The sequence below is a fragment of the Nocardia sp. NPDC059691 genome (assembly GCF_042733915.1).
GTDB classification, from domain to species: Bacteria; Actinomycetota; Actinomycetes; order Mycobacteriales; family Mycobacteriaceae; genus Nocardia; species Nocardia sichangensis.
Genome location: NZ_JBHWFB010000001.1, coordinates 473299 through 494066, shown reverse-complemented (window position 1 = coordinate 494066; position 20768 = coordinate 473299). Strand labels below are relative to the sequence as shown.

18 protein-coding genes are annotated in these 20768 nt (G+C 67.2%); 11 read left to right on the top strand and 7 right to left on the bottom strand.

Features of this window, described 5'->3' with window-relative positions; translation table 11 throughout:
• Positions 1-5 precede the first annotated feature (5 nt).
• The gene (locus tag ACFV2O_RS02320; protein ID WP_355078856.1) at positions 6-1451 is read left to right on the top strand and encodes an MFS transporter; all 1446 of its coding nucleotides are present in this window, start codon (positions 6-8) and stop codon (positions 1449-1451) included.
• A gap of 53 nt (positions 1452-1504) precedes the next feature.
• Here the strand turns inward: ACFV2O_RS02320 and ACFV2O_RS02315 are convergent, their stop codons facing one another.
• A complete protein-coding gene (locus ACFV2O_RS02315; protein WP_379249580.1) occupies positions 1505-2179 on the bottom strand; it encodes a S1 family peptidase in 675 nt (224 codons plus the stop codon).
• Positions 2180-2704: 525 nt separating this feature from the next.
• On the opposite strand from ACFV2O_RS02315, the gene ACFV2O_RS02310 reads away from it, so the two are divergent.
• The 9 genes from ACFV2O_RS02310 to ACFV2O_RS02270 all read left to right on the top strand — a co-directional run bounded on the left by ACFV2O_RS02310 (position 2705) and on the right by ACFV2O_RS02270 (position 12238).
• Complete coding sequence (locus ACFV2O_RS02310) at positions 2705-3559, top strand: ABC transporter permease (protein WP_355078858.1); 855 nt, start codon at positions 2705-2707, stop codon at positions 3557-3559.
• 4 nt (positions 3560-3563) lie between these two features.
• Positions 3564-4427 (top strand): ABC transporter permease, encoded by an 864-nt coding sequence (locus tag ACFV2O_RS02305; RefSeq protein WP_355078859.1) that lies wholly within the window; start codon positions 3564-3566, stop codon positions 4425-4427.
• Between the two features lie 7 nt (positions 4428-4434).
• Positions 4435-5931 carry an MlaD family protein gene (locus tag ACFV2O_RS02300; RefSeq protein ID WP_379249577.1) on the top strand — a complete coding sequence of 499 codons (1497 nt, stop codon included), beginning with the start codon at positions 4435-4437 and terminating at the stop codon, positions 5929-5931.
• On the top strand, positions 5928-6971 hold the full coding sequence (locus ACFV2O_RS02295; RefSeq protein ID WP_379249575.1) for an MCE family protein: 1044 nt from the start codon (positions 5928-5930) through the stop codon (positions 6969-6971). Before ACFV2O_RS02300 ends, ACFV2O_RS02295 begins: the two co-directional genes overlap by 4 nt.
• A complete protein-coding gene (locus tag ACFV2O_RS02290) occupies positions 6971-7969 on the top strand; it encodes an MCE family protein (RefSeq protein ID WP_379249573.1) in 999 nt (332 codons plus the stop codon). The genes ACFV2O_RS02295 and ACFV2O_RS02290 overlap by 1 nt, the downstream gene beginning before the upstream one ends.
• Positions 7966-9075 carry an MCE family protein gene (locus ACFV2O_RS02285; RefSeq protein WP_379249571.1) on the top strand — a complete coding sequence of 370 codons (1110 nt, stop codon included), beginning with the start codon at positions 7966-7968 and terminating at the stop codon, positions 9073-9075. The genes ACFV2O_RS02290 and ACFV2O_RS02285 overlap by 4 nt, the downstream gene beginning before the upstream one ends.
• Positions 9076-9083: 8 nt before the next feature.
• Positions 9084-10175, top strand: a complete 1092-nt coding sequence (locus ACFV2O_RS02280; protein WP_379249569.1) for an MCE family protein — start codon at positions 9084-9086, stop codon at positions 10173-10175.
• Entirely contained in the window at positions 10172-11350 is a 1179-nt protein-coding gene (locus ACFV2O_RS02275; RefSeq protein ID WP_379249567.1) for an MlaD family protein, read from the top strand. The genes ACFV2O_RS02280 and ACFV2O_RS02275 overlap by 4 nt, the downstream gene beginning before the upstream one ends.
• A gap of 132 nt (positions 11351-11482) precedes the next feature.
• Positions 11483-12238 (top strand): hypothetical protein, encoded by a 756-nt coding sequence (locus ACFV2O_RS02270; protein WP_379249565.1) that lies wholly within the window; start codon positions 11483-11485, stop codon positions 12236-12238.
• 77 nt (positions 12239-12315) lie between these two features.
• Here ACFV2O_RS02270 and ACFV2O_RS02265 read toward each other — a convergent pair whose 3' ends face one another.
• The 6 genes from ACFV2O_RS02265 to ACFV2O_RS02240 all read right to left on the bottom strand — a co-directional run bounded on the left by ACFV2O_RS02265 (position 12316) and on the right by ACFV2O_RS02240 (position 17974).
• Entirely contained in the window at positions 12316-12888 is a 573-nt protein-coding gene (locus ACFV2O_RS02265; RefSeq protein WP_355078866.1) for a ribonuclease H, read from the bottom strand.
• 10 nt (positions 12889-12898) lie between these two features.
• Positions 12899-13369, bottom strand: coding sequence for an SRPBCC family protein (locus tag ACFV2O_RS02260; protein WP_355078867.1), 471 nt, complete (start codon positions 13367-13369; stop codon positions 12899-12901).
• Between the two features lie 138 nt (positions 13370-13507).
• A complete protein-coding gene (gene lhgO, locus ACFV2O_RS02255; RefSeq protein WP_355078868.1) occupies positions 13508-14692 on the bottom strand; it encodes an L-2-hydroxyglutarate oxidase in 1185 nt (394 codons plus the stop codon).
• 22 nt (positions 14693-14714) lie between these two features.
• Complete coding sequence (locus tag ACFV2O_RS02250; protein ID WP_379249563.1) at positions 14715-15365, bottom strand: hypothetical protein; 651 nt, start codon at positions 15363-15365, stop codon at positions 14715-14717.
• A gap of 348 nt (positions 15366-15713) precedes the next feature.
• On the bottom strand, positions 15714-16505 hold the full coding sequence (locus ACFV2O_RS02245; protein ID WP_355078870.1) for a TIGR03084 family metal-binding protein: 792 nt from the start codon (positions 16503-16505) through the stop codon (positions 15714-15716).
• A 113-nt stretch (positions 16506-16618) separates the two neighbouring features.
• Entirely contained in the window at positions 16619-17974 is a 1356-nt protein-coding gene (locus ACFV2O_RS02240; protein WP_379249561.1) for a hypothetical protein, read from the bottom strand.
• Between the two features lie 269 nt (positions 17975-18243).
• On the opposite strand from ACFV2O_RS02240, the gene lon reads away from it, so the two are divergent.
• Entirely contained in the window at positions 18244-20571 is a 2328-nt protein-coding gene (gene lon / locus ACFV2O_RS02235; RefSeq protein WP_355078977.1) for an endopeptidase La, read from the top strand.
• The last annotated feature ends 197 nt before the right edge of the window (positions 20572-20768 follow it).

The window sequence follows — 20768 nt, the reverse complement described above, 5'->3', positions numbered from 1 at the left end:
GGTAGGTGAGCACCACCGAGCTACCGCGGCTGCGGTCGGGCACCGGTCGTTGGATCCTGCTGGCCACCATCCTCGGATCGTCGGTCGCCTCGCTCGACGCGACGGTCGTCAACATCGCGCTGCCGCGGATCGGGGAATCGCTGGACACGGACGTCGCCGGGCTGCAATGGACGTTGAACGGCTACACCCTGACCCTCGCGTCGTTCATCCTGCTCGGCGGGTCGCTCGGCGACAAGCTCGGCCGTCGCCGGGTGTTCGTCTGGGGCACCGTGGCTTTCGCGGTCGCCTCGGTGCTGTGCGGCGTCGCGACGACCATAGAGTTGCTGGTCGCGGCCCGGATCCTGCAGGGCGTCGCGGGCGCGATGCTCACACCGGGCAGTCTGGCTCTGATCTCCTCGTCCATCGATCGGCGAGATCAAGGCGCGGCGATCGGCCTGTGGTCCGGCTTCGGCGGTGTGGCGGGCGCGCTCGGCCCGTTCCTCGGCGGCTGGCTCATCGACATCGCGGGCTGGCGCTCCATCTTCTTCCTCAACGTTCCGCTGACCCTCGTGGTCGTGCTGGTCGCGTTGCGGCATGTGCCCGAGAGCCACGATCCCGACGCCGCCCCCGAACTCGACGTGCCCGGCGCATTGGTGGTGGCGCTGGCGCTCGGTGCGCTGACCCTCGGACTGATCGACAAGATGCCCGTCCTCGTCGTGGCAGGCGTCGCGCTGCTGCTGGCGTTCGTCGTGATCGAACTGCGTAGCGACCACCCGCTGGTGCCGCCCTCGCTGTTCCGCTCGCGGGTGTTCACCGCGGCGAACCTCGTGACGCTCGCGGTCTACGCCGCCCTCGGTGGCGTGTTCTTCCTGTTGGTGCTGGAACTGCAACTGGTGGCGGGGTACTCGCCGCTGATGTCCGGCGTCGCGACCGTGCCGATCACGTTGATCATGCTGGCGCTGTCGGCTCCCGCCGGGCGCTGGGCGCAGCGGCACGGACCGCGCATCCCGATGACCACGGGACCGCTGCTGGCGGCGGCGGGCCTGGTGCTGTTGCAGCGCATCGGGCCCGACACCACCTATCTCACCGATGTACTGCCCGGTGTTCTCGTCTTCGGGCTGGGGCTCGCCGCGCTGGTCGCGCCGCTCACCGGTGCGGTGCTCGGCGCGGTGCCCGCGAGCGAGGCGGGCATCGCCTCGGGCGTGAACAACGCCGTGGCGCGCACCGCGCAACTGCTCGCGGTGGCGGCGCTGCCCGGACTCGCGGGCATTTCGGGCGCGCTGGGTGACCCGGCCGCCTTCGACCAGGGCTTCGCCACCGCGATGTGGCTGAGCGCCGGGCTGTTGGTGACCGGCGCGGTGCTCGCCGCCGTATTGCTGCGTCCCGAGCGGCACGCACCCACGCTGGACAGCGTCGACTGCATGCCGCAGTGCGCGGTCGCGGGTCCGGCGGTGGCGCCCAGCGAAAAATGAGCGGCCCGAACGCGTCGCTCGCGTTCGGGCCGCTCATCGGGATTCGTCGGCGATCAGATCGGGATGTAACCCGCCCCGACACCGCCGCGCCCGTTGATGTCGGCCATGATCGCGCTCATGTTGGTCCCGACCTCAGGACCGAAGCAGGCGATGGCCAGGTAAGCGTTCACCATGCCGACCAGCGTCGTACCGACGACGACCGGCGCACCGGAGTCGCCTTCGACCACGCACATCTGGCTCCAGGTCTCGACGTTCGTCCGGAAGACGTCACCCCAGGCGAGACCACAGGTGTTGCCGGTCGTGCGCCCTTCCTTGCAGACGATCTGCGGGAAGCTGGCGGGCGCGCCGATTCCGGTGATGGTGACGTTGCCGACCCGGTTCACCGGGGTGACCTTGCCCGGATCGAACTGGATGACGGCGTAGTCGAGATCGTGGTTGGAGTAGGCGAACCGGCCGATCACGCCAGAGCCCCGATCGGATTCGGCGTAGACCTGTGCGCCAGGGTCGCCGCAGTGACCTGCGGTCAGGCCGACCAGACGGCCCGCGTTGTCGTGGCCGACCGTCGTGACCGTGCACTCGAACTGGTTGTCGATGATGATGCCGGATCCACCGCCCAACACCGGCGGGCCCGGGTCGGCGTCAGCGGCCCCTGCGCCCGTGCCGAGCAGCGCCGCGCCCAGGGCGACGGCGAAGGCGGCGTTGGCCACCTTGGCGAGTTTGCTGAACATGTCCCTCCAGACGTCGGAAGCCCGCACGATATCAATCTGTCGCACCCATCGTGTCAGTAATCGGTCTCGGGCGCGTCACCACTACGGGGTTGTCCCCACTGCTCGGGGCTTCAATCCTATTTCATACAACTGTGACCAAATGTATCTTACGAGCCCAATAGCGATTCGCTATCGCAATTGTGAAAATCGTGTGGCCGTTCGTGCCTCGGTGATAGTAAGGAGGCGTCGCGTTGGTGTCCGGAAACAAATCCGATTTTCGATGAGAATTATCCAAAGTAATTCGCCGAATGACCGGAAGCGATCGGGCATTCCCGCAGTTCGGCTGTAGCTTGTGCCAGATCTCGGCTGGTCAACTTTGGTGTCGTTCCCAATGTTCCGCGTCCTAACCATTGCTTTCCGGCGACGGTGAGGAACATCTATGACTGCGATCACAAGTGGATGGTGTGTTCTGCACTACTCCGTAGTAAGGTGCGTCAAGCAAACGAGTCGCCGGGGCTACCAACCGGCGTCGAGGAGGATTAGCCAGTGCAGTCGACCGAGAGTCCACCATCAGGGTCACGGTTCAGTGGTGCGGTCGATTGGACGAGGTCTTACTGGCAAGATCATCCCAAGCGTTCGCTGGAGACCTTCGGCAGACAGATCACGATGGGCTTCGCCGCTGTCGCCGAACTGTTCGTCTCGATTTTCCGCAGGCGCTTCCCTTTCGCTGAGTTCGTCCGGCAGTGCGCGTTCATGGCCAGCGTCTCCGCGGCGCCCACGCTGCTGGTCGCCATCCCGATCGGCGTCATCGTCTCGATTCAGGTCGGCTCGGTCGCCGGGCAGGTCGGCGCCACCTCGTTCATCGGCGCGGCCAACGGCCTCGGCATCATCCAGCAGGGCGCTCCGCTGGTCACCTCGCTGATGATCGCGGGCGCCGTCGGCTCCGCGGTCTGCGCCGATCTCGGCTCGCGCACCATCCGCGAGGAGATCGACGCCATGAAGGTGATGGGCGTCGATCCGATGCGCAGGCTGGTCGCTCCGCGTCTGGGCGCGGCGATGCTGGTGAGCGTGCTGCTGTGCGGCTTCGTCGTCTTCGTCGGCTTCTTGACCGGCTACATCTTCAATATCTTCGCGCAGAACGGTACGCCGGGTTCCTACGTCGGCACCTTCTCTTCGTTCGCGGTTACCACCGATCTGCTTGTCGCTCTGGCGAAATCGCTGATTTTCGGTCTGCTGGCGGCAATCATCGCCTGCGACACCGGATTGAACACCCGGGGCGGTCCCGGCGGTGTCGCGAACTCGGTGAATTCCGCCGTGGTGAGCTCCGCCATCATGCTGTTCGGGGTGAACCTCATCATCACCCAGGTTTACAACGCACTATTCCCGTCACAGGTGGTCTGAGCCGGTGTCATCAACCTATGTACCGCCGCTGCTGCGGCCTCTCCAGGCGTTCCGGAAATCCGCGCAGGCTCCGGTCGATCTGCTCGCCAGGCTCGGCCACCAGGTGTTCTTCCTGTTGCGTTCGATCGGCTCGATCCCGCTGGCGCTGCGGCACTACCCCAAGGAAGTGTGGCGCCTGCTTTCGGACGTCACCTGGGGCAACGGCAACCTCGTCGTCGGCGGCGGCACCATCGGCGTCGTCGTCATTCTGAGTGCGTTCGGCGGCATGACCGTCGGCATCCAGGGTTACAACTCGCTGAACCTGCTCGGCCTGAGTCCGATCACGGGTGCGATCTCGGCGTTCGCGACGACTCGCGAACTCGGCCCGCTGTTGGCCACGCTCGCCTTCGCCGCTCAGGCGGGCTGCCGGTTCACCGCGCAGCTCGGCGCCATGCGCATCTCCGAGGAGATCGACGCGCTGGAGTCCATCGCCATCCGGCCGCTGCCGTATCTGATCAGCACCAGGATGTTCGCATCGATGGTGGCCATCATCCCGCTCTACTGCCTCGGCCTCACGATGGCCTACGTCTCCTGCTCGCTGACGGTGCAGCTGATCGGCGGCACCGCCACCGGCACCTACCAGCACTACTTCTACCAGTTCCTCGTCCCGACCGACGTCATCTATTCGCTGATCAAGGCGATCCTGTTCGTCGCGATCACCACGTTCATCCAGTGCTACTACGGCTTCTTCGCCTCCGGTGGCCCCGAGGGCGTCGGCGTGGCCGCGGGCCGCGCGATCAAGATGTGCATCATCGCGGTCGTTTTCGCGAACCTGTTCATGACATTGGCGATCTGGGGCGTCAACCCCGGCATCCGGATCTCGGGGTAGACACCAGATGATCATCGATCCCAGTGGGCGCGGGCCCACGATGCGGCAGCTGCTCATCGCAGGCGTGTGCGGTCTGGTCGTGTTCGCGCTGGTGCTCGGCTTCCTGATGCTGCGCTACAAGGGCTACTTCCAGGAGAAGGTCAACGTCACCGCCAACCTGACCACCACGGGTGACGGTCTGCCCGAGCAGGCCGACGTCAAGTTCCGCGGCGTGCTCGTCGGCGCGGTGAAGACGGTCGACGTGGCGGCCAAGGGCGAGCTGCAGCAGGTGCGGATCGAGATGAAGCCGGAGTTCGCCGGCGACATCCCGTCCAACGTGACCGCTCGCGTGGTGCCGAGCAACCTGTTCGCCGTCACCTCCGTCGAACTCGTCTTCAACGGTCCGGCCGACCAGTACCTGCACGAGGGCTCGGTCATCGAGGAAGACCGCAGCAAGGGCACCATCGCGCTGCAGGACACGCTCACCACGGTCCGCAACATCCTCGACAAGATCGATCCGGTGCAGTTCGGCCGGGTGCTGGGCACCCTGTCGCAGGCTCTCGACGGCAGCGGCCGGATGCCCGGCTCCACCGTCGATCGGCTGGACCGCTGGCTGCTGGCCGTCGACGAGTCGATTCCCGATCTCGGTGTGCTGCTCGGCGACTTCTCCGCGTCGTTCCACGCGCTCAACCAGTCCGCGCCCGAGCTGGTCGACGTGCTCGGCAGCTCGGTGCAGACCGCACGCACCATCGCCGACCGGCGCAGCGAGCTGGTCTCGCTGATCACCGGCAGCAGCGGAACCATCGACACGGTGAACGACCTGTTCGCGCGTAACCCGAACGTGGGCATCGAGGTCACCGCGGGCACGAACGACATGTTCGGCGCCCTCGCCGCGGACCCCGACGCGATCACCAGGAGCTTGCTGAACCTCAGCGAGACCATGCGCCGGATGGACACCACGTTCACTTGGGGTCCGCAGAAGCAGCAGGTCTGGGACGCGGGCATCACGCTCACCCCATACCGGCCCTACACCGTGGCCGACTGCCCGCGCTACGGCGAGATGGTCGGACCGAGCTGCTACACCGCCCCCGCCGTCGCCGATGTCGGCGAGCTGCCGGAGCAGCTGAAGCCGCGCGCGCTCGCCTCGGCCGCCGGGCTTCCTCCGGTGGTGCCGATGCCCGGTCTGCCGCTGATTCCCGGCGTCACCACCCCGGATCCGAACCGCGCCACCGCGGCCGCCCCGACCGGCGGCGCTCCCGCTCCGTTCGCGGGCACCCCGCTCGAGGGTCTGTTCCCGATGCTGCCCCCGGGACTGCTCCCGCCCGCCGCGGCTCCAGCGCCCGCGCCCTCGGCTCCGGCCGCCGCGCCGGGGGGCACGCCGTCGGCGGCGCCGATCTCCTACCGGGGTGACTCGGCGATCACCGCGCTGCTCGGCCGCACGCCGACCACCGCCGAATACCTGCTGCTGAGCACGATTCTGAAGGGCGGAACCATGCAGGTGGCCGACAACGGTGCCGCACGATGAGCATTCGCAAACCGCTGATCGGATTCAGCATCTTCGCCATCGTGTCGATCCTGGTGACGGTGGTGGTGTGGAACACGCTGGCGCGCATCGTCAGCGGCGACACCTACACCTACTCCGCCACGTTCTCCGATGTGCTCGGCCTGCACGAGGGCGACGACGTCCGCATGGCGGGCGTTCGGGTCGGCAAGGTCGAGAAGATCGAGCTCGGCCGCGACGGGAAGCTGAAGAAGTCGGTCGCCAAGGTCACCTTCGTGGTGCAGCGCGACCAGACGATCTACAACGACACCAAAGCGCTGGTCCGCTACCAGAATCTGATCGGTCAGCGGTACGTGGCGCTGGCCCCCGGCAAGGGGTCGAACCCCGCGCCGCTGAAGAACAACGGTTCCATCCCGATCGACCGCACCGAGCCGTCGTTCGACGTGTCGGGTCTGCTGAACGGGTTCCAGCCGCTGTTCCAGGTGTTGCAGCCCGAACAGGTCAACCGGCTGTCGGAAACCTTCATCCAGGCATTGCAAGGTGACGGCGTCTCGCTGAGCGCGTTCATCGTCCAGGCCGCCCAGCTGGCCACCGACTTCCAGCGCAGAGACGCGATCCTGTCCGATGTGATCACCAACCTGTCGGGCGTGATGTCCGGGTTGGCGAAACGAGGTGATGAATTGGAGACCCTGGTGACCCAGACCCGGGCCTTGATCGGCGGGCTGTACGAACAGGGACAGTCGTTGCTCGCCTCGACCGAGCAGATCGCGAGCGCGACCACATCGGTGGTCGGCATGCTCGACCGGGTCCAGCCGAGTCTGCGCACGGCGCAGAACTCCACCAGCGCGGCGCTGACGCTACTGCTGGACAACGGCGCCAAGCTCGACCAAGCCGCGATCGACCTGCCGAACGTCCTGTCGGCGGCGGGCAGGCACACCTCGGAGGGCGGCTACGCCAACGCCTACCTGTGCGGCCTGGACGTGTCGCTCTACGGCGTCCTGTTCCCCCGCGGCCTGTTCTCCCAGATCGGTGGCACCTCGCACTCGGCGGTGTGCCGCCCATGATGACGAAGCTCAGGTCCAGGTTCGAGAGCAACCGGTACTTCTGGTTGGGCATCATCGGCGGCGCCCTCATCGTGGTGCTGCTGTTGGTTTCCAGCGTCTACAAGCTGATCGGCGTCGGCGAGCAGTCGATCAAGGCCGAGTTCGTGCAGGCCGCGGGCATCAGGGTCGGCGACAAGGTGAACATCGCCGGGGTGTCCTCGGGCCGGGTGGTCGGCGCCGAACTAGAGGGCAGTCACGTGCTGCTCACGCTGAGCGTCAGCGACGACGTGAAACTCGGCCCGGACGCGCGTGCCTCGATCAAGATGGCCACGCTGCTCGGCGCCAGGTACGTCGACCTCGAGCCGGGCGACGGTTCGGGGCTGAAGGGCAAGCGGATCCCGGTGTCCAACACCTCGGTTCCGTACAACCTGGCCGACGTGGTGCAGGTGGGCACTCCGAAGTTCGAGGCGCTCGACACCAAGAAGCTGGCCGATTCGCTGAACCTGATCAACGAGCAGATGAACGGCTCGCCCCAGCTCACCGCCCAGGCGCTGGACAGCGTCGGCGCGCTGGCCAAGGTCATCGACAGCCGCAAGACCGAAGTGGACGCCCTGCTCAAGGATCTGGATCGGGTCACCAGGATCCTCGCCGACAACCGCAACAGCATCCTGCTGGTGATCACCCAGGGCGAGGCCATCGCCAACCGGGTGATGGAGCGCCAGGCGCTGCTGCGCCAACTGCTGGACAACGTCGCGGCGCTGACCAAGCAGCTGGAGGCGATCGGCGCGGAGAACAACGATCAGCTCGGCCCGACCATCCAGCAGCTGAACACCATGGCCGAGGGCCTGCAGAAGAACAAGGACAACCTGGATCGGATGCTGTCGCTCATGCCGCCGACCCTGCGCTACCTGGCCAACTCCTGGGGTGGCAGCGGTCCGTACGGCGATGTCGGCCTGCCGTGGCTTTTCCCGGACAACTGGTTGTGCTTCGCCCAAGTTATCGAGGGGTGCCAGGGATGAAATTTCGCACGGGCTTTCCGCTGAGGACCGTCGCGAAGACGCTCCTGATCAGCGCCGCCGCGCTGACGGTCGGCAGTTGCTCGCTGCTGCCGAGTTCGGTGAACGACGCGTTGGGCAACACCCTGCGGATCACCGCCGACTTCGACAACATCGCGGGCATCTACGAAGGCAACCCGATCACGGTGCTCGGGCTCGACGTGGGCAAGGTCGACAAGATCGTGCCCAAGGGCACGCTGATCGAGGTGCACATGTCCCTCGACAAGGACGTGAAGATCCCGCAGGACGCGATGGCGGCGATCATCTCGCCGTCCATCGTCACCGACCGGCACATCGAACTCACCCCCGTGTACACCGGCGGCGCGACCTTGTCCGACGGTTCGCACCTGCCCAAAGCCCGCACCAAGACCCCGGTCGAGCTGGACACGATGATCAAGACCATCGATCAGTTCGCCGCCGCGTTGAAGCCGGAGCCGGGACAGGAGGGCCTCGGCCCGTTGTCGGGTCGAGTGCTGTACCCGATGCTCAACGGCAACGGCGAGAAGATCCGCGACACCCTCAACGCGCTGTCCAGCGCGCTGAAGGTCGGTGTGGACAACAAGGACGCGATCTCCAGCATCATCATCAAGCTGAACGACCTCACCACCATGCTGGCCGACAACGATCAGTCGGTGCGCGATTTCAGCAACCGGGTGACCCAGATGACCGGCCTGCTCGCCGAACAGGCTCCCGGCTTGCAGGCCACACTCGACCAGTTGCTCGCCTTCCTGCAGAACACGAGCACCACGCTGACGCAGTACCAGGACCAGTTGCAGGGCACGATGACCGGTCTGACCAACGTGACCCAGCAGCTGCGCGACAACGCTCGCGGCCTCACCGAGGTCGCCGACCTGGCGCCGATGGTCATGCAGAACGTCGACAACATCATCAACCGCGAGCATCAGTACGTCCGGTTGCACGCGGTGATCGGCACCGCGCTGTCGGGTGAGATCGTCAGCCTGTTCTGCGAACGCATCCAGATGAAGGCCGATGGCTGCCGCACCGGAAACATGCAGGACTTCGGCCCCGACTACGGGCTCACCGCCGCACTGCTCGGACTGACGAAATGACGTACCGAATGACGATCAAGGCACGCAGGGCACTGGTCGCCGTCGCCGCGGTGGCCGGTGTGGCGGTCACCTCCGGCTGCGGGCTCACCGTGGAGAAGCTGCCGCTGCCGAAACCGGGCCAGGGCGGGGAGACCTACACCATCCACGCGGTCTTCGAGAACGCGCTGAACCTGCCCGACCAAGCGAAGGTGAAGATCGGCGGTTCGGACGTCGGCGTGGTCACCGACATCAAGACCAAGAACTTCCAGGCCATCGTGGACCTGACCATCCGCAAGGACATCGAGTTGCCCAAGGGCAGCACGGCGGAACTGCGTCAGGCCACCCCGCTCGGTGACGTGTTCGTCGCGGTGTCCAAGCCCAAGACCGAGCCCGGCGCGGCAATGCTGCACGACGGCGACACGCTCACCATCGACAGCACCTCGGCGGGCGCGACCGTCGAGCAGTTGCTCATCTCGGTCTCCATGCTGTTCAACGGCGGCGGCATCGCCAGCCTCTCCAAGCTCGGCTCGGAGCTGGACTCCATCGTCGGCGGGCGTGGCGAGCAGCTCGCCCATCTGATCACCGAGATGACCGGAGTGGTTGGCAGTTTGAACGCCAACTCCGCCCGGGTGGACAGCGTGCTCGGCGAGTTCAGCACCCTCGCCAACACCATCGAGGGGCGGCGCTCGGAGCTCGGCGAGGTGGCCGACACGTTGCCGCAGATGATCGGCGCGATCGCCGAGAACAACCGGGCCCTCGGCGATCTGCTCACCAAGTTGTCCACCACCAGCGCCGCGCTGGGCGACTACGCGAACACCTCGACCGAGAACCTGAACGGGCTGCTGGACAACACCCGCCAGCTGATGGACGCCATCGCGAAGACCGGTGACGGCTTCGGCGTCCTGCTGGATCGGCTGCGGGTAATTCGGCCGAAGGTGGACGCGACCTTCCGCGGCAGCAGTTTCGCGGTGTACGCGACCGCGACCAACCTGGACATCAGCGCGCTCACCGATCCGCAGCACGGCAAGCTCCAGGATCTCAACGACTTGCAGGACTTCGCGGGCAGCCTGATCCAGGTGCTCCAACTCGTTCAGGGTCGAGTGGCGGGAGGCCAGCGATGACCTCCGTGCGCAAAGTGTTCGGAAGCAAGATCTTCCTGTCGAACCTGGGTCTGGTGCTCGTGCTGCTGGTCGGCGCCGCCTACCTGATGGTGAACGTGATGCGGGTGAACCCGCTGCGGTCCGACTACACGGTCACGGTGAATCTGGACCGTTCCGGTGGTCTGCAGCCGGGCAACGACGTGACGTTGCGCGGCTGGCGCATCGGCAAGGTGACCTCGATCCAGCTGACCGATCGCGGCCAGGCCATCGCCGCCACCGCGCAGATCGAGTCGAAGTACAAGATCCCGGTGGACACCCAGATCGCGGTGCAAGCGCTGTCCGGTGCGGGTGAGCAGTACATCGACTTCCGGCCGAACGCCGAGCAGGGGCCGTATCTGGCCAACGGCGCGGTGATCAAGTTCGATCCGGACAAGATCCACACGCCCACGCCGGTGTGGTCGGTGCTGGACAACTCCAGCGCCCTGATCGCGCAGATCGACCCGGATCACTTCCAGGTCATCCTGAACGAGCTGGACATCGCGCTGAGCGGAGGCCCGGATCAGCTGCGCGGGCTGGTCAACGGCATCAGCTTGGCGATGGCGGGCCTGGATTCGCTGCTGCCGCAGACCACGAATCTGATCACCAACCTGCGCACGATCGCGAACACCACGTCCATGGCGCAGCCCGATCTGGCCACGCTGACCAGCAACTCCGGCGTGCTGTTCGAGCAGTTCAACAAGGCGAACGCGGAACTGCAACGGGTGCTGGAGACGGCGCCGGGCCAGCTCACCAGCCTGGGCGCGGTGGTGGACAAGACGGCCGATCCGATCACCAGCCTGGCGACCAACTTCCAGGCGATCACGAAGGCGGCGCAGCTGCGACTGCCCGCGCTGCGCGCGCTGTTCCCCTCGCTCGCGCTCGGTGGCGAAGCGCTCGGCATTCCGGCGCACGACGGCGAGTTCCACGCGATGATCGACATCTGGCCGCGGCCGTTCTGCACCTACAACACTCCCAAGATCCGCAACGAGGTCGTGCAGGACGGCACGATCCCGAAGTGGAACTACTGTGAGAACCCGCCGCCGGGTCAGCAGATCCGCGGCGCCGCCAACGCGCCGCGGCCCGACGTGCCCGACAACGGCGCGCACATGCCGCCGGGCGTGGATCCCAACGAGCGGACGCTGCCTCCGGTGCGGTGAGTCGTACCCGGCCCGGCGGTCGTCCCGCCGGGCGGGCATACTCGCCGGTGGAACCCGTAAGGTTCGCTGTCGCGGGCCGCTGAAGCCAATCGGTGCGCACCGACGCGCGCCGGGAAAGTGCAGGTTTTATCGATGTCTACCGACGACGCCGAGACCGGCAAGGACGCCGAGACCACGCCCGCCTCCGACCACGACACCGACGCGGTGACCGAGAAGTCGCAGGATGCCGCCGGCGCGGCGAAGCCCGACCTGTCCAAGGCGGAGAAGGCAGACAAGGCCGGGAAATCCACCTCGCTTCCGCTGGTGGCCGCGTTCGCGGCCGGCGTGCTCGCGGTCGCCGCGATCACCGCGGTGGTCGTGTTCTTCTTGCAGGGTAAGGACCGCGGCGACAAGCTCGACGCGATCCGCGACTCGACCAACGCCGCGTGCGCGTTCGGCAAGGACGTCTCGGTCTACGACTACTCGAAGAACCTCGACGACTACTTCACCACGGTGAAGGCGGGCTCGTCGGGCGAGTTCCTCAAGGAGTTCGACGACGCGACCAAGGCGTTGAAGGACGCCATGGTGCAGGCCAAGGTCAAGTCCTGGGTCGATGACGTGCAGTGCGGCTACCAGTCCGGTGACCAGACCTCGGCCAAGGTGCTGGTGACCCTCACGCAGTACCGGACCAACTTCACCCAGGCCAACCCCGAGCGGCAGTTCGTCGTGGTGATCGCCCAGCTGCACAAGTCGGGCGACAAGTGGCTGGTCGAGAAGCTCGATTCGCCGATGTTGAAGGGCGCGGGCACCGGCCTACCGGGCGCTCCCGCGCCGGGCGGTGCTCCCGCGCCGGGCGCCCCGGGGCAGCCCGCACCATCTGGTCAGCCCGTACCGCAGCCGGGCAACTAGCCGAGCGCCTCCGGCGGTGGGCCGAGCCACCACCGCCGGAGGTCATTCGGGCAGCTCGCGGCCCTTCGGCGGGCGCATCAGAACAGCGTCAGAGCCTGTGGCGCCGACGGCGCGGCCGCCTTCCCCGCGGCCTCGTCTTTCGGCGCTTCCGGCGCCGTCGGCGTTTCCTCCACAGTCACCGCGAGCATTTCCACGGTGTTCGCCTCGGCGACAGCCGCGGTGACCGCGGCCTGCCGAGCCGCTTCTCCGGCCAGTGCGTCTGCCTGCTCGTTGAAATAGTTGCCGACGTGTCCGCGGACCCAACGGAACCGGACCGGTCCCGGCCTGCTCGCGATGGCCCGATCGATCTGCCGGACGAGTTCGACGTTCTTCACCGCCCCACCGGTCGACGTGCGCCAGCCGTTGAGCCGCCATCCCGACACCCACTCCGAGGCGCATTTGATGGCGTAGAGCGAATCGCTCTCGATGAGCAGGGGTTCGGACCCGGGGTGGGCGACGATCGCCTCCAGCACCGCGCGCAACTCCGCGACCTGGTTGGTTCCGGAAGCGGCTCCCCCGCTCGCCGAGGAGCCCTGATGATTGACCCAAGCCCAGCCGATGGCGCCGCCGGGATTGCGGAGGCAGGATCCGTCGGTGCTCACGATGATCATGGCTGGCACCCTACGCAATCCGACCGACAAGATCGGTACCGTGGAATTCCTCTATCTCCCTCCGTAACCGCGACTCCGTGCGGCGCAACGCCGTTCTCACCGCGGCGTCGAGCAGGCCGGCGCTCAGGCGTCCGAGCACTCCGCGAGGTGGACTGTACTCCGCCTCGGAGGTCAGCACCGAGCGCCCGTAACCGAGCGGGTCGAAGCGCAGCCGCAGTGTGCCGGAGAAATGTCCGCGCAGTGCGTACCCGATCACCGCGTTGCGACGGTATTCGGTGATCTCGCAGGTGGCGGTCGGCTGCCAGAGCGCGAGGCGGCTGGTGGTGGCGAAGACCGCGCCGAGTCCGCGGTCCTGGTCGCCGGTCGGTACGAAGTCCGCGATCCCGAACATCCAATCCGGTACGAATAGATGGTTGTCCGTGTAGTTGAAAGCGACCTCGACGGGCGCTCCGACGTCACTCGCGTACTTGATGTGGCCCATAGGCCCTCCCTGTTCCACGACTGGCGTTAAAAGTACTACAGCTCTCCTCTTTATTCGAGGGCTCGGCGCGATTCGATGCGACGAATCGCAAGATTGCGACCGAGTAGTTGCTTGGGAAAAGGCTCCTCCGCAGCGCGCTCAGAGTTGGTCGACGATGTATTCCGCGATCGGCATGGCCGAGGTCGCCGCAGGTGAAGGGGCGTTGAGCAGATGAACCGAGCGCTCGGTGCGCTCGATCATGAAGTCGTGCACCAAGGTTCCTTCTCGCAATACCGCTTGCGCGCGAATTCCCGCTTCCCGGGGGAGCAGATCGGCGAGCGTCAGCTCCGGGCAGTAGCGGCGGCACTGTGCCAGGTATCCCCGCTTGAACAGCGAATTGCGCAGCTCTCGCAGGCCGGTGCGCACGTTCGCCTTGGCGACGCGGTGGAAACCCGGGAACCCGAGCACTTCTCGCGCGTCCCGCAGGTCCAGACTGCCTTTGCGGTAGCCCTCCCGCGCGAGACCGAGCACCGCGTTCGGACCCACCGTGAGCGCTCCGTCGATCGTCGGGCTCAGATGCACGCCTAGGAAAGGCAATTCCGGATCGGGGATCGGATAGATCAGCGTGCTGACCAGGCCGTTGCGCTCCCGCGGCAGCTGGTAGTACTCACCACGGAAGGGAACGATGCGAAAGTCGGTGTGCAGCCCGGCGGCTCGTGCCATCCGGTCGGCTTGCAGCCCCGCGCAGACCACCAGGCGGCGAGCTGTCCACGACCCGGTCGGGCCGGCGGCGGTCACCGCGTCCGAGGTCTCGGTGAGCGTCGCGACCTCGGCGCCCAGCACGAATTCGCCACCGGCGCAGCGGACTTCCTCGGCCAGCGCCTCGGTCACCCGAGTGAAGTCGATGATGCCGGTGTCCGGGACGAAGAGAGCGCCGACACCGGTGACGCGCGGTTCTCGCCGCGCGAGCTCCGCGGCGTCGATCAGCTCGACGGCCACGCCGTTGACGACGGAACGTTCATGCAGTGCGAGCATGCGTCCGTACTCGGCATCGTCGGTGGCGACCAGCAATTTGCCGCAGACCCGGTACGGAATGTCGTGTGCCGCCGCGAAATCCTTGGTCCATCGCGCACCCCGGCGGCACAGCTCGGCCTTCAGGCTGTCCGGTGGATAGTAGATGCCGGAGTGGATGACGCCGCTGTTGTGCCCCGTCTGATGGACTGCCAGACGCTCTGCCTTCTCCAGCAGCACCAGGCTCGCACCGGGATGGCGCACCAGAATCCGGTGCGCGGTCGCCACGCCGACGATGCCGCCGCCGATGACGCAGAAGTCGTAGGCGCTCATGCCGAGCAGGGTAAACGGTGTGTCACACCACGGTGGAATCCGCTGCGCCGTGCGTGGACGCGCGTTCGTCGGTTCCTTTCGCCGCGGGAGCGGGGTGCCGATCCAGGCGCAGGTCGTGCTCGCCCAGACTCGGGTCGGAGAATGCCACTCGCACCTCGCCGCGCTGGGTATCGAGGTCGGTGCGCATGGTGGTCACGGCGCCCGGTTGCTCCGGCATGGAGCCGGAGCGGAACAGACCCGTGAGCGCCGTCAAGGCATTCGTGTCCACGGTGACCGAGACCGTGTCGGCCGCGCTCTCCGCGACTTGCGCGCCGACGTAGGCGTCACCGAATCGAACTCTCCCGCCCAGCGGCGTGCGCCCAGGCGGTGTGGCAGGCGAATCGACCTGCGGCTCGGCGATTTCCGGCTGGCGGGCACGCGGAGCGGAAACCGCTGCGGGCAAGACGAAGCTGTTGCCGGTCAGCACGGGATAGAAGCCCGTGCCTCGTCCGCGATCGGGCTCGTCCGGGGCGGCTGGGGTGACCGGCGCGGCGATCGGAGTATCGGGGCGCTGCGTATCGGCGATCTGGTGGACGATATAGGCGCCGGCCGCGACGGTCAGGCTGAGACTGGCCGCACCGGCGAGCACGACGGCGGCATGCCGTGCGACCTGGGCAGGTCGGTGTGCTGTCACGATGCGCTCCTTTCCCTGCGACGCTGCTCCCCACAGGCGATCAGCACCATGGAAAGCTGTACGCCTGACCAGATTACCTGTGCGGTGGAGGGGCATACCTCATCGAAGAGAGCGGAATCACAACAGGGCGCGGCACGGTGCGAGCCGGTGCGCCCTGGTGTGCATGGCATCGATGTTTCCGTGAACGCACGGGCGGGTAAATATTCGGGTAGCTGGCGAGCGCCATTCTCGACTGCCATCTCGAGACACCCGGCCAACGGCGTCCGGCCGTCGACATGAACACGGCGCACCCAAGTGTGGCGCTCGCCCGCTCCCGATTCCGCATGGATCGGGCCGGGTGTGGGCGGGTCAGGCGAACTGGCCCGCTGTCCTTCCTTCGCCCGTCGGTCCCGCGAAAGCTTGTGCGATAGTGAGCCATTCCGCGGCGTCGTCGCCGTGCGCCAAGATTTCCAGATCGTTCGGATGGCGGCGCTGTGTCACCAGCAGACAGAAGTCGAGTGCGGGTCCGGTCACCCGCTGTTCGGCGTCCTCGGGGCCCCACGACCAGACGGTGCGATCCGGCGCGGTGAGTTCGACCCGGAATTCCGCTGCGGGCGGGGTCTTTCCGTGCACGGTGTAGGCGAAATTCCTGGTGCGCACGCCGATATGGGCCACGGTGCGCAACCGCGCCGTGGGCGAGCGGTGCACGCCGATGGCATCGGCCACGTCCTGCCCGTGCGCCCAGGTCTCCATGATGCGGGCGGTGATCATCGACGCGGCGCTCATGGGCGGGCCGAACCACGGCAGTTTGGCGCCCGCGGGCACGGCGCGCAGTGCGGCGGTGAGCGACGCGCGCCCACGCCGCCAGCGGTCGAGCAACTCGGCGGGCGGTTCGGTCGCGGCCTTCTCGGCGGCCTCGTCGACGAACGTAAGCGCGCGAGGTCCGGCTTCGGTCAGCAACTGCTGGAAGCGGGCGGCGTCCGCGGTGGCGATCGCCGCGATCTCATCGGTCCAGGCCAGATGCCCGATCTGGTGTGCGATGGTCCACCCGGGCGCGGGTGTGGCGCGCGCCCATTCCGCGGGCGCCAGCGGGGCGACGAGTCGTTCCAGGTCCGCGCATTCGTCGGCGAAGTCGCCGAGCAACGCCTCTAGATCAGCCATCTGTGCCCCTGCCGGTTCCGGGCCCACCGCCTCGTGCGCCACCGTCGTCCAGCATCGCAGCGAGCTCAAAAAAAGGCAAGCACGCTTGTTTTATATTGGGGGAGGCAGCCCTGCTACCAGCCGAAAAGGATCAAGTGGGCGGCTCCGACGACGAGTCCGAGGACCGCACCGTGTAGATACAGCAGCCAGGCGTCCTGCTCGACGGAGGCGTAGAACATCTCCATGAACTCCCCTGGCGTGAGCCGCCGCAGCTTACGCGCGGCGAACTCGTCGATGGTCTTGGCCTGCTCCCGGGTGAATTCCTCGTCCTCGACCAGGGTCGGCGCCAAGCCGACCGCGGCGCCCGCCGCGCCCACCGTGAGGTTGTCGAACTGGCGACGCCCCAGCGCCGCCCGCACGAGTGTGGTGGTCGGCCCGAGCTGACGATGGATCTCGTCGGCGATCAAGCGCTCCAGCAACTGCCTGGTCTTGTCCCCGTTCGGGCCTTCCAGCAGTTCCTTGGACAGATTCGGCAGCGTCAGCACCTGGTAGGCCAGGATGTGCGCCAGATCGGTCGCCGCTTGCGGCTGCCGTTTGGCCAGTAGTGCTTGCTTCCACAGGTACTTGTACCTCGGTTGCGGATCACCCGGCTCGAACACCATCTTCACCGCGATGACATTCACGATCACGCCGATCGCCGCCGAGGCGAGCAGCACGATCACCCAGCCGGGGACCAAGCCCAGCACCGGAATCTGCTGGTGCACGTGCAGGTACAGAGCCAGCAGCACGCCGAAGGGCGCGCCGAGCAAGCCGATGCGCACCATGAAGCGCAGTTCGGGCGCCGCGATGGTGGTGGTCAAGTCCTTCAGAATGGCCGGGTTGTCCTGCAGGTAGCGGATCACGAAACCCTTGATGCCGATCAATTGGTCGACGTTGTCGCCCAGCGACGCGAACGCGCGGCGCGACAGTGCGGGCAGTTCCCGATCCACTCGCTGGTAGATCAGCTGCTTGGCGGCGCGCGGCACCGTACGCCACAGGTCCGGGTTCTCCCGGTGCATCAGCTCGTCCACCAGCGGGCGCACCTGCTGCCGCGCCAGCACCGCGATGTAGTCGGCGATGCCGTCGAGATCGAGTTCGTGGATGAAATCCTTGGGGCTGCCGATCCGCATCAGGGCCTTGTCCACGCAGATGCTGGCCATCTTCTCCGCCCGCGCCGGGATGAAGCCCTGGAATCCGAGGCGCCGGCCGTCGCCGGAGAAGGTCGGCAGCACTTGCACCCGGCGGGGGAAGTACGGATAGAGCACGTGCAGGCCCGGGATGCGGATGCCGCGAAAGACGATCGGCCAGAACAGCATCAGCACGCCGGTCCAGTTCGTCAGCCATCCCGCCAGCGCGCTGAAGATCGGGAACGTGATCAGGTCGACTACGAATTTCGGCTGCCCGGTCACGCTCTCCCAGTCGATGAACACGCCAGCGGCGAGCGACGACATCGATGGGACTCCCTAGGCCGATCCGGCGGTACCGCCGGTATGAGATATCAAGGCCCCAACGTTCTCATTGCCTTGGACGGGGTGTCAACGCGAAGCGGGGGCCGTACCGGTCGGCACTTCGCCGTCAGCGAACGGACCGGTCGGGGCGGAACAAACCCACACACCCCGGGGTTGAGTAGGCATCGCTCAACTTTTGGAAGGTCGAAGACGTGACTACACCTCAGAACCTGCCGGTGCTGTTCCTGACCGATCCGATCGTGCTGCCGGGCATGGTCGTGCCCATCGAACTGGACGAATCGGCGCAGGCCGCGATCGATGCCGCGCGCGCCGCAAAGACCGACGCCGTGCTGCTCGCGCCGCGGCTGAACGAGGGCTACGCCACCTACGGCGTGGTCGCCACCATCGAACAGGTCGGCCGGATGCGCGGCGGAGCCCCGGCGGCCGTCCTCAAGGCCGAACGGCGCGCCAAGATCGGACACGGTGTCACCGGGCCGGGGGCCGCGCTGTGGGTCGAGGCCGAGCCGGTCGAGACGCCTGCTCCGGACGGTCGCACGAAGGAACTGGCCGCCGAATACAAGAAGCTGGTCGTCTCGGTGCTGCAACGCCGCGAGGCCTGGCAGATCATCGACGCGGTCAATCAGCTGACCGACCCGTCGGCCATCGCCGACACCGCGGGTTACGCCCCGTACCTGACTTCCGAGCAGAAGCGTGAACTGCTCGAGACCCCCGACGCGGCCGAGCGGCTGACCACGCTGATCGAGTGGACCAAGGCGCACATCGCCGAGGCCGAGATCAGCGAGAAGATCAGCGAAGACGTGCGCGAGGGCATGGAGAAGAGCCAGCGCGAATTCCTGCTGCGCCAGCAGCTCAACGCGATCCGCAAGGAACTCGGCGAGGACGAGCCCGACGGCGCCGACGACTACCGCACCCGCGTCGAGCAGGCCGACCTGCCCGACACCGTGCGTGAGGCGGCGCTGCGCGAAGTCGGCAGGCTGGAGCGTGCCAGCGATCAGAGCCCGGAATCCGGCTGGATCCGGACCTGGCTGGACACCGTGCTCGAGCTGCCGTGGACGGTGAAGACCACCGACAGCGCCGACGTCTCGGCCGCCCGCGCGGTGCTGGACGCCGACCACCACGGCTTGGACGAGGTCAAGGACCGCATGGTCGAGTACCTGGCCGTCCGCGCTCGCCGGGCCGCCCGCGGCCTGGAGGTGGTCGGCGGACGCGGGTCCGGCGCGGTGCTGGTGCTGGTCGGTCCGCCCGGCGTGGGCAAGACCTCGCTGGGAGAGTCCGTGGCGCGAGCCCTCGGCCGCAAGTTCGTCCGCGTGGCCCTGGGCGGCGTGCGTGACGAGGCCGAGATCCGCGGTCACCGCCGCACCTACGTCGGCGCGCTGCCCGGCCGGATCGTGCGGGCCATGAAGGAAGCCGGTTCGATGAACCCGGTCGTCCTGCTGGACGAGATCGACAAGGTCGGCTCGGACTTCCGCGGCGACCCGGCGGCCGCGTTGCTCGAGGTGCTGGACCCGGCGCAGAACCACACGTTCCGCGATCACTACCTGGATCTGGACCTGGACCTGTCCGACGTGCTGTTCATCGCGACCGCGAACGTCATGGAGACCATCCCCGGCCCGCTGCTGGACCGGATGGAACTGATCACCGTCGACGGCTACACCGAGGACGACAAGGTGGCCATCGCGCGCGACTTCCTGGTGCCGCGGCAGCTGGAGCGCAACGCGCTGACCGCCGAGGAGGTGTCGATCAGCGAGGAAGCGCTGCGCGAGATCGCCGCCGACTACACCAGGGAGGCCGGGGTCAGGCAGATGGAGCGGCTGATCGCCAAGGCGCTGCGCAAAGCGGCCACGCGGCTGTCGGAGCGCGAAACCGGATCGGGTTACGACCCCGAACTGGGTTACGACGTCGAGCGTGACGCCGGAGCCCTGACGATCGGTCTGGACGACCTGAAGGACTACTTGGGTCGTCCGCGCTTCACTCCCGACTCGGTGGAACGCACGGCCGTCCCAGGTGTGGCCACCGGCCTCGCCGTGACCGGCGCGGGCGGCGACGTCCTCTACATCGAGGCGAACGCCGCCGAGGGCGAGCGCTCGCTGACCCTCACCGGCCAGCTCGGCGACGTCATGAAGGAGTCGGCACAGATCGCGCTGACCTACGTGCGCTCGCACTTGGAGGAGATCGGCATCGAGCCGTCGGTGCTGGATCGCAATATCCACATCCACTTCCCGGCGGGTGCGGTGCCGAAGGACGGGCCGTCCGCGGGCGTCACGATGGTCACCGCCCTGGTGTCGCTGGCGCTGGGTCGTCAGGTGCGATCGGACGTCGGCATGACCGGTGAGGTCACGCTGAACGGCCGGGTGCTGCCGATCGGCGGCGTGAAGCAGAAGCTGCTCGCCGCCCAGCGGGCCGGATTGAAGACGGTGTTCATCCCGGCGCGCAACGAGCCGGATCTGGACGACGTTCCGGCGGAAGTGCTGGCCGCGCTCGACGTCCGGCCGGTCGCCGACGTGGCCGACATCCTGGCCTACGCGATCGAGCCGGTCGCCGAGCCTGCCTTGGGGCCTGCCTTCGCGGCGACCGCCTGATGGGTGCGATCGGACGCAGTCCGTCCTCAGCCCACGCATGGCCGGAGCGAAGGCGGAGGCACGCCTGACCTTGGGCGGAACGGGCCGGGCACGGAGCTATCCGGGCCCGGCCTTTCGCATGCCGCGATCGGCGGAGGGACGTTGGTGAAGCACCGGAGCGGCTCATCGCTCGCCGTGCCCGGTGTGGCCACCATCGA

Coding starts and splice junctions, on each gene's coding strand:
- ACFV2O_RS02315 (WP_379249580.1), bottom strand. CDS start 2,179: ATGTTCAGCAAACTCGCCAAGGTGGCCAACGCCGCCTTCGCCGTCGCC.
- ACFV2O_RS02300 (WP_379249577.1), top strand. CDS start 4,435: ATGATCATCGATCCCAGTGGGCGCGGGCCCACGATGCGGCAGCTGCTC.
- ACFV2O_RS02295 (WP_379249575.1), top strand. CDS start 5,928: ATGAGCATTCGCAAACCGCTGATCGGATTCAGCATCTTCGCCATCGTG.
- ACFV2O_RS02290 (WP_379249573.1), top strand. CDS start 6,971: ATGACGAAGCTCAGGTCCAGGTTCGAGAGCAACCGGTACTTCTGGTTG.
- ACFV2O_RS02285 (WP_379249571.1), top strand. CDS start 7,966: ATGAAATTTCGCACGGGCTTTCCGCTGAGGACCGTCGCGAAGACGCTC.
- ACFV2O_RS02280 (WP_379249569.1), top strand. CDS start 9,084: ATGACGATCAAGGCACGCAGGGCACTGGTCGCCGTCGCCGCGGTGGCC.
- ACFV2O_RS02275 (WP_379249567.1), top strand. CDS start 10,172: ATGACCTCCGTGCGCAAAGTGTTCGGAAGCAAGATCTTCCTGTCGAAC.
- ACFV2O_RS02270 (WP_379249565.1), top strand. CDS start 11,483: ATGTCTACCGACGACGCCGAGACCGGCAAGGACGCCGAGACCACGCCC.
- ACFV2O_RS02265 (WP_355078866.1), bottom strand. CDS start 12,888: ATGATCATCGTGAGCACCGACGGATCCTGCCTCCGCAATCCCGGCGGC.
- ACFV2O_RS02260 (WP_355078867.1), bottom strand. CDS start 13,369: ATGGGCCACATCAAGTACGCGAGTGACGTCGGAGCGCCCGTCGAGGTC.
- lhgO (WP_355078868.1), bottom strand. CDS start 14,692: ATGAGCGCCTACGACTTCTGCGTCATCGGCGGCGGCATCGTCGGCGTG.
- ACFV2O_RS02245 (WP_355078870.1), bottom strand. CDS start 16,505: ATGGCTGATCTAGAGGCGTTGCTCGGCGACTTCGCCGACGAATGCGCG.
- ACFV2O_RS02240 (WP_379249561.1), bottom strand. CDS start 17,974: ATGTCGTCGCTCGCCGCTGGCGTGTTCATCGACTGGGAGAGCGTGACC.
- lon (WP_355078977.1), top strand. CDS start 18,244: ATGGTCGTGCCCATCGAACTGGACGAATCGGCGCAGGCCGCGATCGAT.